The 16,761-nt window shown below is 71.5% G+C and carries 15 protein-coding genes; 13 read left to right on the forward strand and 2 right to left on the reverse strand.

Annotated elements, in window-relative coordinates:
- Nucleotides 1-148: 148 nt before the first annotated feature.
- Complete coding sequence (locus ACIQZO_RS02525; RefSeq protein WP_403618820.1) at nt 149-1,024, reverse strand: carbohydrate kinase; 876 nt, start codon at nt 1,022-1,024, stop codon at nt 149-151.
- Between the two features lie 119 nt (nt 1,025-1,143).
- Here ACIQZO_RS02525 and ACIQZO_RS02530 point away from each other — a divergent pair, with 119 nt between their 5' ends.
- Nucleotides 1,144-1,575, forward strand: coding sequence for a Rieske (2Fe-2S) protein (locus tag ACIQZO_RS02530; RefSeq protein WP_403618823.1), 432 nt, complete (start codon nt 1,144-1,146; stop codon nt 1,573-1,575).
- A 69-nt stretch (nt 1,576-1,644) separates the two neighbouring features.
- Here the strand turns inward: ACIQZO_RS02530 and ACIQZO_RS02535 are convergent, their stop codons facing one another.
- Nucleotides 1,645-2,577: a hypothetical protein gene (locus ACIQZO_RS02535; RefSeq protein ID WP_403618826.1), complete on the reverse strand. Its 933-nt coding sequence runs from the start codon at nt 2,575-2,577 to the stop codon at nt 1,645-1,647.
- A gap of 229 nt (nt 2,578-2,806) precedes the next feature.
- Here ACIQZO_RS02535 and ACIQZO_RS02540 point away from each other — a divergent pair, with 229 nt between their 5' ends.
- The 12 genes from ACIQZO_RS02540 (at nt 2,807) to ACIQZO_RS02595 (ending at nt 16,751) form a co-directional block, all read left to right on the forward strand.
- The gene (locus ACIQZO_RS02540) at nt 2,807-3,418 is read left to right on the forward strand and encodes a papain-like cysteine protease family protein (RefSeq protein WP_403618829.1); all 612 of its coding nucleotides are present in this window, start codon (nt 2,807-2,809) and stop codon (nt 3,416-3,418) included.
- 5 nt (nt 3,419-3,423) lie between these two features.
- Nucleotides 3,424-4,212: a hypothetical protein gene (locus ACIQZO_RS02545; RefSeq protein ID WP_403619245.1), complete on the forward strand. Its 789-nt coding sequence runs from the start codon at nt 3,424-3,426 to the stop codon at nt 4,210-4,212.
- A 188-nt stretch (nt 4,213-4,400) separates the two neighbouring features.
- Complete coding sequence (gene uvrC / locus ACIQZO_RS02550; protein ID WP_403618832.1) at nt 4,401-6,416, forward strand: excinuclease ABC subunit UvrC; 2,016 nt, start codon at nt 4,401-4,403, stop codon at nt 6,414-6,416.
- Nucleotides 6,413-7,360 (forward strand): RNase adapter RapZ, encoded by a 948-nt coding sequence (gene rapZ, locus ACIQZO_RS02555; RefSeq protein WP_403618835.1) that lies wholly within the window; start codon nt 6,413-6,415, stop codon nt 7,358-7,360. The genes uvrC and rapZ overlap by 4 nt, the downstream gene beginning before the upstream one ends.
- Nucleotides 7,357-8,412 (forward strand): uridine diphosphate-N-acetylglucosamine-binding protein YvcK, encoded by a 1,056-nt coding sequence (gene yvcK, locus ACIQZO_RS02560; RefSeq protein WP_403618838.1) that lies wholly within the window; start codon nt 7,357-7,359, stop codon nt 8,410-8,412. Before rapZ ends, yvcK begins: the two co-directional genes overlap by 4 nt.
- Entirely contained in the window at nt 8,403-9,398 is a 996-nt protein-coding gene (gene whiA / locus ACIQZO_RS02565) for a DNA-binding protein WhiA (RefSeq protein WP_403618841.1), read from the forward strand. The genes yvcK and whiA overlap by 10 nt, the downstream gene beginning before the upstream one ends.
- A gap of 154 nt (nt 9,399-9,552) precedes the next feature.
- Nucleotides 9,553-12,513, forward strand: coding sequence for a M14 family zinc carboxypeptidase (locus ACIQZO_RS02570; RefSeq protein WP_403618844.1), 2,961 nt, complete (start codon nt 9,553-9,555; stop codon nt 12,511-12,513).
- A 233-nt stretch (nt 12,514-12,746) separates the two neighbouring features.
- Nucleotides 12,747-13,754: a type I glyceraldehyde-3-phosphate dehydrogenase gene (gap, locus tag ACIQZO_RS02575; RefSeq protein ID WP_030009077.1), complete on the forward strand. Its 1,008-nt coding sequence runs from the start codon at nt 12,747-12,749 to the stop codon at nt 13,752-13,754.
- A 131-nt stretch (nt 13,755-13,885) separates the two neighbouring features.
- Nucleotides 13,886-15,100 (forward strand): phosphoglycerate kinase, encoded by a 1,215-nt coding sequence (locus ACIQZO_RS02580; RefSeq protein WP_403618847.1) that lies wholly within the window; start codon nt 13,886-13,888, stop codon nt 15,098-15,100.
- Between the two features lie 6 nt (nt 15,101-15,106).
- On the forward strand, nt 15,107-15,883 hold the full coding sequence (gene tpiA, locus ACIQZO_RS02585; RefSeq protein ID WP_403618850.1) for a triose-phosphate isomerase: 777 nt from the start codon (nt 15,107-15,109) through the stop codon (nt 15,881-15,883).
- A 120-nt stretch (nt 15,884-16,003) separates the two neighbouring features.
- Nucleotides 16,004-16,234: a preprotein translocase subunit SecG gene (secG, locus tag ACIQZO_RS02590; protein WP_403619248.1), complete on the forward strand. Its 231-nt coding sequence runs from the start codon at nt 16,004-16,006 to the stop codon at nt 16,232-16,234.
- Nucleotides 16,235-16,415: 181 nt separating this feature from the next.
- Entirely contained in the window at nt 16,416-16,751 is a 336-nt protein-coding gene (locus ACIQZO_RS02595) for an RNA polymerase-binding protein RbpA (RefSeq protein ID WP_010352468.1), read from the forward strand.
- The last annotated feature ends 10 nt before the right edge of the window (nt 16,752-16,761 follow it).

Consider the following 16,761-nt stretch of genomic DNA (forward strand, 5'->3'; position numbering starts at 1 on the left):
TGAGGAGCCCCGTGCCCTTCGGCAGGGGGCCGACCGGCGCGGTCCGGCCGCGCTGCGGTGAGCCGGCCGGGGCCGACGCGGGCCGAGCGCCCTGCCGGAGCTCCTGCTCCGCCGCGTCAGAGCACCGCCGCGTCAGAGCGCCGCCGCGTCAGAGCTCCGCCGCGTACGGGGGTTCCGCGCCCGCCCGCGTGCAGGTCAGGGCCGCCGCGTGGGCGGCGCGGGCCAGTACGTCCGGCCAGTCCACCGGGCCGTGCGGCGCGATGGTGAGCCGGTGCAGCAGGGCGGCGTTGACGGTGTCGCCCGCGCCGATCGTGTCCACCACCGCCACCGGGCGGGCCGCCGCCGAGTACTCCCCGCCCTCCCGCGTCCAGGCCGTCAGGCCCGCCGCGCCCCGGGTCAGCACCACCGCCGACGGTCCGGCCGCCAGCCAGTCCTCGACCCGGCCGCCCAGCCAGACCGCGTCCTCCTCCGACAGCTTGAGGACGCTCGTGTACGGCAGCAGCCGCTCCAGGAAGCGCGCGCGGTACGCCGCCGGTTCCGCGATCAGCGCCGGCCGGATGTTGGGGTCCAGCAGGGTGAGCAGCCCGCGCCGGGACTCCCGGCGCAGCAAGGCCTCGTACGCGCTCGCGCCCGGCTCCAGGACCAGCGAGCAGGTGCCGAGCGCGAGGGCCCGTACCCCCTCCGGGAGGGCCGGCGGCAGGGTGAACAGCCGGTCCGCGGTGCCCTCGACGTAGAAGCCGTACGAGGCCGAGCCGTCCGGGGCCAGCGAGGGCACGGCGAGTGTGGTCGGCTCCGGTCCCCGCTGGACCAGCGACAGGTCCACCCCGGCCGCCCCCAGCCCGGCCAGCAGGCTCTCGCCGAAGCCGTCCGAGGAGACCCGCGAGCAGAAGGCCACCTCGGCGCCGAGCCGGCCGAGCGCGAGCGCGGTGTTGTACGGTCCGCCGCCCGGCCGGGGCAGCAGCGCGCCGGGCGGCCGTGCCGCGGGCACCAGGTCGATGAGGGCTTCTCCGCCGACGACGATCACGCGGGGGAAGCTACCGCATGGGACGGCGGTATCGTCGGGTGGGCCGGTGCCCCGGTCGGGTTCCGGCCCGGGCCGTGCACCAGCACCCGCACCGCACCCCCGTAGCTCAGGAGAACCGCATGCCCGCGCCGCAGTCGCCCGCCCGCCGTACCGTCCTCAGGGGCGCCGCCGCGCTCGCCGGGGCCGCGGGCGCCGGAGCGACCCTCGCGGCCTGCTCCACCGAGAGCAACAACGGGGGCAACACCCCTGCCACCCCGGGTGAGCCCGTGGAGCTGGGCGCCGCGGCGGATGTCCCGGTGGGCGGCGCGAAGCTGTACCGGGAGAAGAAGCTGATCGTCAGCTGCCCGGCGGAGGGCCAGTACAAGGCGTTCAGCGCCCTGTGCACGCACGCCGGCTGCGTGCTCGACAAGATCGTCGAGGGTGAGGGGAACTGCCCCTGCCACGGCAGCCGTTTCGACGTGAACACCGGCAAGGTGCTGCGCGGCCCGGCCTCCGCCCCGCTGCCCGCCGTCCCGGTCCGGGCCGAGAACGGCAACCTCGTCGCGGGCTGAGCAGCGACCGGGCTCGCGACCGGGCTCGCGACCGGGCCCGCATCCGCATCCGCACCCGCGCCCCCGCCGTCAGTCCCAGTCCCAGGCGATCCCGAGGATCCCTCGCCGCACCGACTGCTCCACCAGGTGCACCGCCCGGTGCCGGCCGCTGGGCGTCAGGTCCACGACGCCGGTGCGCGGGGCGTCCGGGCCGCCCCGCGCGAAGCGTCGGCAGCGCACCGGAAGGGCCGCCTCGTCGAAGCCGACCTGGAGCATGTACTGGCCGCCGGCGTAGCTGAACCCGCGCACGTACTCGCTGCTGCGGGGACCCGTACCGTCCTCGATCACATAGCCGAAGACGTGGGTGTCGCCGCGCCGCAGCCGCGCGTCGAAGAGCAGCTCCGCGACCACCACCCCGGACTCCGGGTGGCACCGCACGCGGCCCGTGCGGCAGTTCTCGTACGCCGATACGCGGATCCGGGACACATCGCAGCCCGGGTCGCCGTGGTGGACGGCCAGGTAGCGGTCCACCCCGTCCCGGTGCGCCCGCACGATCTGCTGCGACTCGCGCACCCGCAGCTCGCCCGCCGCTCCGATGCGGACCCGCTCATGGTGCCCGACCGAGTGCAGGCCGCCGTCCGGCGGCAGGTCCATCCCGTTCAGCAGCCGCTCCACCGTCCCGCCCATGGTGAACAGGGCCCGATAGGAGCGGGCGGGCGGCCGGGCGGGCCCTGGGCCGGTCTCGGGTGCGGCCAGCAGCCGCAGGAGGGCGCCGTCGGGCAGCTCCAGGATCCGCTCCAGGGCGCCGACCGCCCGCAGTGACTCGGGGTGACGCGGCCGCCGGGCGCCCTGCTGCCAGTAGCTGAGGCTGGTGACGCCGACCTTGATGCCCTGCACCGCGAGCCGGTGCTGGACCCGGTGCAGCGGCAGTCCGCGCGCGGCGAGGGCGGCGCGCAGGGCCAAATGGAAGGGGCCGCCGCGCAGCAACCGGCCCAGTTCCGCCGTGTCGCCGGTCGGTCGCATGGCGACTCCTCTGTGAACGTTCACACGGGCCGGCGCGGGGGATCGCGGGGGCGGCTCCGGGGGACCAGGTGACACGACAGCAACCGTTCACACCGCAGCCCCACTGTTCACACCGCAACGTCACCGCGTATTGAAGCGTGTTGACCTGATCGCGACAACTCCCTGATGCTCCTGAACAGCGTCCGGACGCGCTCCTCCACCCCCCAATCCCCACACTGGGAGGAACGCGATGCGCAACCGAAACCGGCGGCTTTCCCCAGCCGCCCCGCTCACCGCCGTGCTCACCGTCCTGCTGTTCGTCCTGCCCATCGGTGCCGGCGCCGGCACCGCCGCCGCCGATGCCGGCACCGATTCCGCCCTCGCCACCAAGCGCCTGAACATCACCATGCAGGCACAGACCAAGACCAACTGGTGCTGGGCCGCGGGCGGCAACACCATCGCCACCTGGTTCGGCCGGAACTACAGCCAGAACCAATTCTGCAACGCCGCCTTCAACCGCCAGCAGGGCACCGAATGCCCCAACAACCAGGCCACCCTCGGCAACGTCCAGACCGGGCTGCGCTGGGCGGGCATCAACCCCGGCTCGTACGTGACCGGCTGGCTCCAGTACTCCACCGTCCAGACCGAGATCAACGCCGACCGGCCGATCGAGACCCGTATCCAGTGGTCGAACGGCGGCGGTCACATGCACGTCGTCTACGGCTACGACACCGCGAGCAACTGGGTCTACTGGGGCGACCCCTGGCCCTCCAGCGACCGCTACAACTGGGCCTCGCACGCCTGGTACGTCAACAACAACACCTTCTCCTGGACCCACTCGCTCTACCGGATCGGGGCGTGACCGCCATGACCCTGCGCGCCACCGCCGCCGCCGCGGTCCTCGCGGCCACCGTCCTGCTCGGCCTCGCCCCACAGGCCGTCGCGGCCCCCGGTGGCCCCGTGCCGCAGCCCGAGGCCGCCACCGCCGAGAACCGGGCCGCCGCCGGCCGGGCGGCCACCGCACCCGACACCCTGGCCACCCTCTCCCGGTTCTTCGCCCGGGAGGGCAAGGTCTCCCTCGCGGCCGCGCAGCCCCGGATCGAGGGCGAGGCGATACCCGTCAACCACCTCTCCCCGGAGTTCGTCGCGGGCCGAACGGGCGCGCCCGTCGCCCGCCTGGAGTTCCTCGCCAGCCAGGCCGTCTCCTCCGACGGGCAGCAGGCCGCGCTGTGGACGGCGCGTACGGAGACCGGCTGGCAGGTCGTGAACATCGCCACCGGCGACGACGAGTTCCGCTACGCCCGGCTGGGCGCGCAGAAGCTGCCCGGCGGGACGGTGTTCCGGGAGCCGCAGATCGACGCCTGGTACGTGACCGGGGGCAGCAGGGTGGTGCCGCTGGACGAGGACGCGGTGCGGGCCGTGGGCGCCGGGGGTACGAGCCTGGCCGCCTACCGGGCCCGGGTCGCCGGGGCGTACGGGGACAAGCTGCCGGGCTCCTCGTATGCCGCGCGGGGCATGGCGGGCGGCTATGGCGAAGCCCCGCCGGAGGGCGGCGCGACCGCGGTCGCGGCGGTCGCCGGCGGCGCCGGGGCGCTCGCGCTGGGCGGGGGTGGCGTGCTGGTCGCCCTGCGGCGGCGCCGGGCGGTCGGGGCGTAGCCCGTCGGGGCCCGGCCGACCGCCAGGCGGCCGGGCCCCGCGGCCCCCGGGGGCTCCGCCCCCGCACCCCCGCGCCTCAAACGCCGGCGGGGCTGGAGGTGGCGGCGGGGCTGATGCCGGGCGCGAGGGCTGGTGCCGGGCACGAGGGCTACGGTCTGTTGTCGGTGGGCGCAAGTAGGGTGGTTGGCATGGCCGACCCTTCCAGCTACCGCCCCGAGCCGGGACAGATCCCTGACTCCCCGGGGGTCTACAAGTTCCGCGACGAGCACCGCCGGGTGATCTACGTCGGGAAGGCCAAGAGCCTGCGCCAGCGCCTGGCCAGCTACTTCCAGGACCTCGCCGGCCTGCACCCCCGTACCGCCACCATGGTGACCACGGCCGCCTCCGTCGAGTGGACCGTGGTGTCCACCGAGGTCGAGGCGCTCCAGCTGGAGTACTCGTGGATCAAGGAGTTCGACCCCCGGTTCAACGTCAAGTACCGGGACGACAAGAGCTACCCCTCCCTCGCCGTCACCCTCAATGAGCAGTACCCGCGGGTCCAGGTCATGCGGGGGCCCAAGAAGAAGGGCGTGCGCTACTTCGGTCCGTACGGACACGCCTGGGCGATCCGCGAGACCGTCGACCTGATGCTCCGGGTGTTCCCGGTACGGACCTGCTCCGCGGGCGTGTTCAAGCGTTCCGCCCAGATCGGCCGGCCCTGCCTGCTCGGCTACATCGGCAAGTGCTCCGCCCCTTGTGTCGGCCGGGTCACGCCCGAGGAGCACCGCGAACTGGCCGAGGACTTCTGCGACTTCATGGCCGGCCGCACCGGCACCTACCTCTCCCGGCTGGAGAAGGAGATGCACGCGGCGGCCGAGGAGATGGAGTACGAGAAGGCCGCCCGGCTGCGCGACGACATCGGGGCGCTGCGCCGGGCCATGGAGAAGAACGCCGTGGTGCTCGCCGACGCCACCGACGCCGACCTGTTCGCCGTGGCCGAGGACGAGCTCGAAGCCGCCGTGCAGATCTTCCACGTCCGCGGCGGCCGGGTCCGCGGCCAGCGCGGCTGGGTCACCGACAAGGTCGAGGCCGTCGACACCGCCGGCCTCGTCGAGCACGCCCTCCAGCAGCTGTACGGCGAGGAGAAGGGCGAGGCCGTGCCCAAGGAGGTGCTGGTCCCGGCGCTCCCCGAGGACACCGCGGCGCTGGCCCAGTGGCTCGCCGACCGGCGGGGGTCCCAGGTCAGCCTGCGGATACCGCAGCGCGGCGACAAGAAGGCCCTGATGGAGACCGTCCACCGCAACGCGCAGCAGTCCCTCGCCCTGCACAAGACCAAGCGCGCCAGCGACCTCACCACCCGCTCCCGGGCCCTGGAGGAGATCGCCGGGGCCCTGGACCTCGACGGCGCCCCGCTGCGCATCGAGTGCTTCGACATCTCCCACCTCCAGGGGGACGACGTCGTCGCGTCGATGGTCGTCTTCGAGGACGGGCTGGCCCGCAAGAGCGAGTACCGGCGCTTCGCGATCAAAACGTTCGAGGGGCAGGACGACGTCCGCTCCATGCACGAGGTGGTCTCCCGGCGCTTCCGCCGCTACCTCCAGGAGAAGCTCAAGACGGGGGAGTGGGACCCGCAGGACGCCGTCGGCGGCGGGGAGGTGCCCGAGGACGACGGGCGCCCCAAGCGGTTCGCGTACCCGCCCCAGCTCGTCGTGGTCGACGGTGGGCAGCCGCAGGTCGCCGCCGCCAAGCGGGCCCTGGAGGAGCTCGGGATCGACGACGTCGCCGTGTGCGGCCTGGCCAAGCGGCTGGAGGAGGTCTGGCTGCCCGGCGAGGACGACCCGGTCGTGCTGCCGCGCACCAGCGAGGGCCTCTACCTGCTCCAGCGGGTCCGTGACGAAGCCCACCGGTTCGCCATCCAGTACCAGCGGGGCAAGCGCGGAAAGCGCCTGAAATCCGGGCCGCTGGACGAGGTGCCCGGCCTCGGCGAGAGTCGCAAACAAGCCCTGGTCAAACACTTCGGTTCGGTGAAGAAGCTGAGACAGGCGACAATCGACCAGATCTGCGAGGTCCCGGGCATAGGACGGAAGACGGCCGAGACCGTGGCCGCGGCCCTCGCCGGGGCGGTTCCCGCCGGTCCTGCCGTCAACACGGCCACAGGAGAGATCATTGAGGATGAGAACCCCGCGCCAGCGGGAGCATCGTCCGAACGGGGGACCGAGCAATGACCGAGCACGAGACCGCGCACGACCGAGACGGAGCACAGGTGAGTACGGGCACGACAGTGGAGCCCGGCGAGACCGCCGAGGCGGCCATCCCCGAGCTGGTGATCATCTCCGGCATGTCCGGGGCCGGCCGCAGTACGGCGGCCAAGTGTCTGGAGGACCTCGGCTGGTTCGTCGTCGACAACCTCCCGCCGGCCCTGATCCCGACCATGGTGGAGCTCGGCGCCCGCTCCCAGGGCAACGTGGCGCGCATCGCCGTCGTCGTGGACGTCCGCGGGCGCCAGTTCTTCGACGCCCTGCGCGAGTCCCTCGCCGACCTCGACAGCAAGGGCGTCAACCGCCGCATCGTCTTCCTGGAGTCCTCCGACGACGCGCTGGTGCGCCGCTTCGAGTCGGTCCGCCGCCCGCACCCGCTCCAGGGCGACGGGCGCATCACCGACGGCATCGCCGCCGAGCGCGACCTGCTGCGCGAGCTGCGCGGCGACGCCGACCTCGTGATCGACACCTCCAGCCTGAACGTGCACGAGCTGCGCGCCAAGATGGACGCCCAGTTCGCCGGGGACGAGGAGCCCGAGCTGCGGGCCACCGTCATGTCCTTCGGCTACAAGTACGGCCTCCCCGTCGACGCCGACCTCGTCGTCGACTGCCGCTTCATCCCCAACCCGCACTGGGTCCCGGAGCTGCGCCCCTTCACCGGGCTCAACGAGGAGGTGTCGGGGTACGTCTTCAGCCAGCCCGGCGCCAAGGAGTTCCTCGACCGCTACACCGAGCTGCTCCAGCTCATCGCCACCGGCTACCGCCGCGAGGGCAAGCGGTACGTGACCATCGCGGTCGGCTGCACCGGCGGCAAGCACCGCAGCGTGGCCATGTCCGAGAAGCTCGCCGCCCGCCTCGCCTCCGAGGGAGTCGAGACCGTCGTAGTCCACCGGGACATGGGGCGCGAGTGACCGCACGGACCCCGCGGCTGAGCCGCCTGCGCCGCCTCACCCCCGGACGGGGCGAGGACGGCGCGGGCCGCTCCGGCCGCCGGCGCGGCGCCACGCCCAAGGTGGTGGCGCTCGGCGGCGGCCAGGGCCTGTCGGCCTCCCTCGCCGCCCTGCGCCGCATCACGGGTGACCTCACCGCGGTGGTCACCGTCGCCGACGACGGCGGATCCAGCGGCCGGCTCCGGGAGGAGCTCGGCGTGCTCCCGCCCGGTGACCTGCGCAAGGCGCTGGCCGCGCTGTGCGGGGACGACGACTGGGGCCAGACCTGGGCCCGGGTCATCCAGCACCGCTTCCAGTCCGAGGGCGATCTGCACGGGCACGCGGTCGGCAACCTGCTGATCGTCGCCCTGTGGGAACAGCTCGGCGATCCCGTCCAGGCCCTCGACCTGGTCGGGAAGCTGCTCGGGGCGCAGGGCCGCGTCCTGCCGATGTCGGCGGTGCCGCTGGAGCTCCAGGCCCTGGTCAGAGGGCACGACCCGGCCCGTCCCGAGGACGTGGACACCGTCCGCGGGCAGGCCACGGTGGCGCTGACCCCGGGCGAGGTGCTCTCCGTACAGGTGGTGCCGAGCGACCCGCCGGCCGTGCCGGAAGCGGTCGCGGCGGTTCTGGACGCCGACTGGGTGGTGCTCGGTCCGGGGTCCTGGTTCTCCTCGGTCATTCCGCACCTGCTGGTGCCGGAACTGCTGGAAGCGCTCATGGAGACGAAGGCCCGGCGGGTCCTCTCGCTGAACCTCGCGCCGCAACCCGGCGAAACAGAAGGCTTCTCTCCGCAGCGTCATTTGGAGGTTTTGGCCCGACACGCCCCTAAACTCGCCCTGGACGTGGTGCTGGCCGACGAGGCCGCCGTGCCCGACCGCGAGTCCCTCTCCGATGCCGCGAAACGGTTCGGTGCCGCGGTCGAGCTGGCTCCCGTGGCCAGGCAGGACGGTTCTCCGAAGCACGATCCGGAGCTGCTGGCCGCCGCGTACGACCGTATTTTTCGGATGCATGGAAGGATCGGCCCATGGCGATGACGCCTGCGGTGAAGGATGAGATCTCCCGCCTGCCCGTCACCCGGACCTGCTGCAGGAAGGCGGAGGTCTCGGCGATCCTTCGGTTCGCCGGCGGGCTGCACCTGGTGAGCGGCCGCATCGTCATCGAGGCGGAGCTGGACACCGGGATCGCCGCAAGACGTCTGCGCAAGGACATCCTGGAGATCTTCGGCCATTCTTCGGACCTCGTGGTGATGGCGCCCGGCGGTTTGCGACGAGGCAGCCGCTACGTGGTCCGCGTCGTGGCCGGCGGTGACCAGCTGGCGCGCCAGACGGGCCTCGTGGACGGCCGCGGACGCCCCATCCGGGGTCTTCCGCCGCAGGTGGTCTCCGGGGCCACCTGTGACGCCGAGGCGGCCTGGCGCGGCGCCTTCCTGGCCCACGGCTCGCTCACCGAGCCGGGCCGGTCCTCCTCCCTGGAGGTCACCTGCCCCGGCCCGGAGGCCGCCCTGGCCCTGGTGGGCGCCGCCCGCAGGCTGTCCATCGCCGCCAAGGCGCGCGAGGTGCGCGGAGTGGACCGCGTCGTGGTCCGGGACGGCGATGCGATCGGAGCCCTGCTGACCCGGCTCGGTGCGCACGAATCGGTGCTGGCCTGGGAGGAGCGGCGGATGCGGCGCGAGGTGCGCGCCACCGCCAACCGCCTGGCCAACTTCGACGATGCCAACCTGCGCCGCTCGGCGCGGGCCGCGGTCGCCGCCGGAGCCCGCGTGCAGCGCGCGCTGGAGATCCTCGGCGAGGAGGTCCCCGAGCACCTCGCCGCGGCCGGCCGACTGCGCATGGAGCACAAGCAGGCCTCCCTGGAGGAGCTGGGCGCGCTCGCCGACCCGCCGCTGACCAAGGACGCGGTGGCCGGCCGGATCCGCCGCCTGCTGGCGATGGCCGACAAGCGGGCCCAGGATCTCGGCATCCCGGGCACCGAGTCGAACCTCGACCTCAGCGAGGAGATGGCCGACAACATGGTCGGCTGACCGGACCGGCAGCCGGTTTCCGGATTCGGCCGAAGGGGGCCCGTGCGATCACTCGTGCGGGCCCCCTTTCCGCACGCCCCATTGACATGAGCATGGGCCGGTCTTGAGTCTGGCGTCCGAACGCTTTCGTGGCAGACGACGCCCAGGGGGGCACATGAGTCACCGCGCGAGATCGATCCTCGCCGCAAGCGCACTCGTCTTCGGAACCACACTCGCCGTGCTGCCCGCCGCGGCGCAGGCCCAGCCAGGACCCGGCGCCGCATCCGGCGCCGACGAGGTACGGGTCTACGACGCCGACATCACCAGGGAACAGGTCCCGCTCGTCCTCGCCGCGGGGCAGGACGCGCACGAGCTTTCCGAGCGGGCCCCGGAGACCGGCACCGCCCGGGTCGAGCTCTTCCTCAGCGGCGCCCAGGCCGGGGAACTGGCCGCCCAGGGCGTCAAGCTGGCCGAGCGCAAGGTCCCCGCCCAGGGCCTGGCCCGCGCCAAGGCCGCCGGCGACGGGGTGTTCCGCCCGTACAGCGGCAAGGGCGGCCTCCAGGAGGAGATCCTGCGGACCGCGCAGGAGAACCCGGGACTCACCAAGGTCGTCTCCATCGGCAAGACCGTCCAGGGCAAGGACATCCTCGCCCTGAAGGTCAGCAAGAACGCCAGGAAGACCAAGGACGGCGACAAGCCTGCCGTGCTCTACATGTCCAACCAGCACGCCCGTGAGTGGATCACCCCCGAGATGACCCGGCGGCTGATGCACCACACGCTCGACAACTACGGCAAGGACCAGCGGATCACCAAGCTGGTGGACTCCAGCGAGCTGTGGTTCCTGCTCTCCGCCAATCCCGACGGGTACGACTACACGCACGCGGCCGACGGCCAGCGGCTGTGGCGCAAGAACCTGCGCGACAACGACGGCGACGGGAAGGCCGGCCCCGGCGACGGCGTCGACCTCAACCGCAACTTCGCCTTCAAATGGGGCTACGACAATGAGGGTTCCTCGCCGAGCAAGGCGAGCGAGACCTATCGCGGCCCGAGCGCCTCCTCCGAGCCGGAGACCAGCGCCCTCGACCGCTTCGAGAAGCGCATCGGCTTCGAGTACGCCATCAACTACCACTCCGCTGCCGAGCTGCTGCTCTACGGCGTGGGCTGGCAGGTGGCCACCCCCACTCCCGACGACATCGCCTACAAGGCGCTCGCCGGCACCCCGGAGAACCCCGCCGTCCCCGGCTACTACCCGCAGGTCTCCTCCGAGCTCTACACCACCAACGGCGAGGCCGACGGCCACGCCTCCAACGTCAACGGCATCATGATGTTCACGCCGGAGATGACCACCTGTCAGACCGCTTCGGCGAGCGACCCCGATGACCAGTGGAAGCCCGAGGACTGCGCCTCCGGCTTCAACTTCCCGGACGACGAGCAGCTCGTCCAGGCAGAGTTCGCCAAGAACGTGCCCTTCGCGCTGTCGGTCGCCGAGAGCGCCGCGACCCCGGACCGCCCGAAGTCCTCGCTCGGCCTGAGCGCCGCGGACTTCACGGTGGACTCCTTCGCCACCTCCTACGTCGCCCGCGGCGAGGACCAGGCCGTCTCCGTCACGGCCCGTAAGGCGCTGAAGGACAAGGAACTCAACTTCCGGATCAACGGGGGCCGCACGCACGACGAGGACCTGAAGCCCTGGAAGGGTGGCGAGGTCTACGGCGGCGACGACAACAACTGGTTCGACGAGTACCGCGCCGAGGTCGACGGCGCGAAGCCCGGCGACAAGGTCGAGGTCTGGTTCACCGGCAGCGACCGCTCCGGCAAGCAGGTCTCCAGCGAGCACTTCACGTACACGGTCGCCGAGCGGCCGCGCGCGGACGTCCTGGTGATCGCGGAAGAGGGGGCCAAGGCCCAGCACGCCCAGACCTACGTCGACGCCCTGCGCGCCAACGGCAGGTCCGCGGCCGTCTGGGACGTCGCCGTCCAGGGCGTCCCGGACCACCTCGGCGTCCTCTCCCACTTCGGTACGGCCGTCCATTACACGGGGGCCAAGTCCCCCGGCGGCGAAACCCAGTTGGCCGTGCGCGACTTCCTGAACGAGGGCGGCAGGCTGATCGAGGCCGGTGAGCTGGCGGGCGGCAACGCCCAGGTCGGCCGCGCCGTGACCAACGACTTCAGCCAGTACTGGCTCGGCGCCTACGGCCGTACGAGCACCCCCGGAGCCACCGGCTTCGCCGGCGCCGGCGCCCTGAACGGGGCCCGGGGCAACGTGGGCGACGCCGCGGGCAACCCGCTCAACGCCCCCGGCGGTTACACCGTGACCTCCGAGACCCTGGCGGCCGCGCAGTTCCCGCAGTTCAAGAGCGCCCAGGCGGGAGCCTTCACCGGGGTCGTGAACCCGTACGCCCCCTACGCCGGCTCCGGCATGGCCTCGGCCCTGCACGCCGACGACGACTGGAAGCGCCTCGTGCGCACGATCGACCTCACCGGGGTCACCGCGGCCGAACAGCCCAAGCTGAAGCTCGCGCTCAGCTGGAACACCGAGGAGGGCTACGACCACGCGGCCCTGGAAGCCCGGACCGCCGGCGGCGACGACTGGACCACCCTGCCCGAGGCGGGCGGGGCGACCAGCAGCACCGTCCCGGAGGAGTGCGCGGCCGGGTTCTTCATGAACGGCCACCCGTTCCTGCGCCGCTACCTCACGCTCGACGCCGGCGGCTGCACCCCGCAGGGCACCAGCGGCCGGTGGAACAGCTTCACCGGTTCCTCCGGCGGCTGGAAGCAGGTCTCCTTCGACCTGAGCGCCTACGCGGGCCGGACCGTTGAGCTCTCGCTCTCCTACATCACCGACCCGGGCTCGGGCGGCCGCGGCGTCTTCGCGGACGAGGCGCGCCTCTCCGTCAACGGGGCGGACCAGGGCGCCGAGGGATTCGAGACCTCCCTCGGTGCCTGGACGGCACAGGGCGCACCTGCCGGAAGCCCCGAGGTCGCGGGCGACTGGTCCCGGTCCGGTGAACTGTTCAAGTCCTATGCGGCGGTCACCACGCGTGACACCGTCCTGCTGGGCTTCGGTCTGGAGCACATGCCGACCGCGGCAGATCGCGCGCTACTCGTCGGTAAGGCACTGCGCTCGCTGCACCGCTGATCAGAGCCCCGGTCCTCGCTCACCCTGAGTGACCGGGGTCAAGGTCCCGAGGTCCCGTTCCGGAGCGTCCGGAACGGGACGCCGCGGGGATCCCCCCCCCACGAAGTGGGGGAGTGTCAGGCCCCGACCGATGTCACCCAGAAGCTCACGGAGAGGTAGGGTCGTAAGCGGTCGGGGACATCCCATACAGCTCGCCGGCGCTCTTACCGGCGCACCAACGAGGAGATCGGTTCGTGACGATCCGCGTAGGCATCAACGGTTTTGGTCGAATTGGCCGTAACTATTTCCGGGCGCTCCTGGAGCAGGGAGCGGACATCGAGATCGTCGGTGTCAACGACCTGACTGACAACGCGACCCTGGTGCATCTGCTCAAGTACGACACCATCCTGGGCCGGCTCAAGGCCGAGGTCTCCCACACCGACGACAGCATCACCGTCGGCGGTCAGACCTTCAAGACGTTCGCCGAGCGCGACCCCGCCAACCTCCCCTGGGGTGAGCTGGGCGCCGACATCGTCATCGAGTCGACCGGCATCTTCACCAAGAAGGCCGACGCCGCCAAGCACATCGCCGCGGGCGCGAAGAAGGTCCTCATCTCGGCTCCGGCCAAGGACGAGGACATCACCATCGTGATGGGCGTCAACCACGACAAGTACGACGCGGCCAACCACCACGTCATCTCGAACGCCTCCTGCACCACCAACTGCGTGGCGCCGATGGCCAAGGTCCTCGACGAGAACTTCGGCATCGTCAAGGGCATGATGACGACGGTCCACGCGTACACGAACGACCAGCGCATCCTGGACTTCCCGCACTCGGACCTGCGCCGCGCCCGCGCCGCCGCCGAGAACATCATCCCGACCTCCACCGGTGCCGCCAAGGCCACCGCGCTGGTCCTCCCGCAGCTCAAGGGCAAGCTCGACGGCATCGCCATGCGCGTCCCGGTCCCGACCGGCTCGGTCACCGACCTGGTGCTGGAGCTCTCCCGCGAGACCACGGTGGAAGAGATCAACGCGGCCTTCCAGAAGGCTTCGGAGGGGCAGCTCAAGGGCATCCTCGACTACACCGAGGACGCGATCGTCTCTTCCGACATCGTGAACTGGCCCGCGTCCTGCACCTTCGACTCCTCCCTGACCATGGTTCAGGACGGTACGCAGGTCAAGGTCGTCGGCTGGTACGACAACGAGTGGGGCTACTCCAACCGTCTCGTCGACCTCACCGTCTTCGTCGGCGGTCAGCTCTAAGAACGTAGGGCAAGGCACCGCGATGTGAGCACAGGGTCCGAGCAGCGCAACGAAGCGCCGCACGGGCCCTGTTGCTTGCCTCGTTCTTTCCTTCCTCGCCCTTCGAGTGAAGGCTAAAGGAGTAGAAATACATGAAGACGATCGATGAACTGCTCGCCGAGGGCGTCAAGGGCAAGCGGGTCTTCGTCCGCGCGGACCTGAACGTTCCGCTGGCCGAGGGCACCATCACCGACGACGGCCGCATCCGCGCCGTCCAGCCCACGATCGCGAAGCTCGCCGAAGCCGGCGCCCGCGTCATCGTGGCCTCGCACCTGGGCCGCCCGAAGGGCACCGGCGTGGAGCCGGCGTTCTCGCTCGCCCCCGCCGCCGCGCGCCTCGGCGAACTCCTCGGTGCGGACGTCGCGTTCGCCGCCGACACCGTCGGAGCCTCCGCCAAGGAGACCGTCGCGGCCCTCACCGACGGCCGGATCGCCGTCATCGAGAACCTGCGCTTCAACGCCGGCGAGACCTCCAAGGACGACGCCGAGCGCGGCGCCTTCGCGGACCAGCTCGCCGAGCTCGCCGACATCTACGTGGGCGACGGCTTCGGCGCCGTGCACCGTAAGCACGCCTCGGTCTTCGACCTGCCCGCCCGGCTCCCGCACGCGGCCGGCTACCTCATCGCCACCGAGGTCGGCGTGCTGAAGAAGCTGACCGCCGAGGTCGAGCGCCCGTACGTGGTGGTCCTCGGCGGCGCCAAGGTCTCCGACAAGCTCGCCGTCATCGACGAGCTGCTCGGCAAGGCCGACCGCATCCTCATCGGCGGCGGCATGGCCTACACCTTCCTCTACGCCAAGGGCTACGAGGTCGGCATCTCCCTGCTCCAGAAGGACCAGGTGGAGGTCGTCAAGGAGTACATGAAGCGCGCCAAGGACACCGGGGTCGAGCTGGTCCTCCCGGTCGACGTACTGGTCTCCTCGGAGTTCCCGGACCTCAAGGGCAAGACCCCGGCCGACTTCGCGGTCGTCGACGCGGACAAGATCCCCGCCGACAAGGAGGGCCTGGACATCGGCCCCGGGACGCGTGAGCTGTACGCGTCGAAGATCGCCGACGCGAAGACCGTCTTCTGGAACGGCCCGGTGGGCGTCTTCGAGCACCCCGACTACGCCGGGGGCACGTCGGCCGTCGCCCGGGCCCTGCTCGACAGCAGCGCCTTCACCGTCGTCGGCGGTGGCGACAGTGCCGCCGCGGTCCGCATCCTGGGCTTCGACGAGAATGCATTCGGCCACATCTCGACCGGTGGCGGCGCCTCCCTCGAATACCTCGAGGGCAAGACGCTCCCCGGCCTCGCCGCCCTGGAGGGCTGAACCCGTATGACCACGCGTACCCCGCTCATGGCGGGCAACTGGAAGATGAACCTCAACCACCTCGAGGCCATCGCCCACGTTCAGAAGCTCGCCTTCGCCCTCGCCGACAAGGACTACGACGCCGTCGAGGTCGCGGTCCTGCCGCCCTTCGTCGACCTGCGCTCGGTCCAGACCCTGGTCGACGGCGACAAGCTGAAGATCAAGTACGGCGCCCAGGACATCTCCGCGCACGACTCCGGTGCCTACACCGGCGAGATCTCCGGCCCGATGCTCTCGAAGCTGAAGTGCACCTTCGTGGCGGTCGGCCACAGCGAGCGCCGCCAGTACCACGGCGAGAGCGACGAGATCTGCAATGCCAAGGTCAAGGCCGCGTACCGGCACGGGATCACCCCGATCCTCTGTGTCGGCGAGGGCCTGGACGTCCGCAAGGCCGGCGAGCAGGTCCCGTACACCCTCAGCCAGCTCGACGGCGGCCTGGAAGGCGTCCCGGCCGATCAGGTCGAGTCCATCGTGATCGCCTACGAGCCCGTCTGGGCCATCGGGACCGGCGAGGTCGCCACCCCCGACGACGCCCAGGAGGTCTGCGGAGCGATCCGCGGCCGTCTCGCCGAGCTGTACTCGCAGGAGCTGGCCGACAAGGTCCGCATCCAGTACGGCGGCTCGGTGAAGTCCGGGAACATCGCGGCGATCATGGCCCAGCCCGACGTCGACGGCGCCCTGATCGGCGGCGCGGCACTGGACGCGGACGAGTTCGTCAAGATCGTCCGCTTCCGCGACCAGTGAGTATGCGGTAGGGCGGATCCGTCGTACCCTTGCGGGGGCCAGGGGCTGAACCATCAGCCACTGGCCCCCGCGCACATCTCGCAAAGCCGGAAAGCCAGAAAGTAGGAATCAGCCGTGATTATGGGGTTCTCGATCGCCCTGATCGTCTTCAGCGGCCTGCTGATGCTGCTCGTGCTGATGCACAAGGGCAAGGGCGGCGGCCTCTCCGACATGTTCGGCGGCGGTATGCAGTCGTCGGTCGGCGGTTCCTCCGTCGCGGAGCGCAACCTGGACCGCATCACTGTGGTCGTGGGTCTGCTGTGGTTCGCGTGCATCGTCGCGCTCGGCCTGCTGATGAAGTCGAGCACCTGACCGTTCTGGCCATTCCGGCAGTCCGGTCGGCACCACCCGGCCTATCATTGAGGTCGGCGTTCATGGCGTGGAATCAGTAACTCCGCTCCCTGGACGTGCGTTGGGCCTTACGTAGACTTGGGCGCTCCGCGGCGGAAATCCACACACACTCCGCGGCACCATCACGCAGGGAGTTACGACCGTGGCAAGTGGCAACGCGATCCGTGGTAGCCGGGTCGGAGCGGGGCCGATGGGTGAGGCAGAGCGCGGCGAGTCCGCGCCCCGCCTGCGCATCTCCTTCTGGTGCTCGAACGGGCACGAGACGCAGCCGAGCTTCGCCAGCGACGCGCAGGTGCCGGACACCTGGGACTGCCCGCGCTGCGGGTTCCCGGCCGGCCAGGACCGGGACAACCCGCCCGCGCCGCCGCGCACCGAACCGTACAAGACCCACCTGGCGTACGTACGGGAGCGGCGCTCGGACGCCGACGGGGAGGCGATCCTCGCGGAGGCGCTCGCCAAGCTCCGCGGCGAGATCTGAGACGGCCCCA

It is taken from the genome of Streptomyces sp. NPDC097617 (assembly GCF_044761485.1).
Taxonomy (GTDB): domain Bacteria; phylum Actinomycetota; class Actinomycetes; order Streptomycetales; family Streptomycetaceae; genus Streptomyces.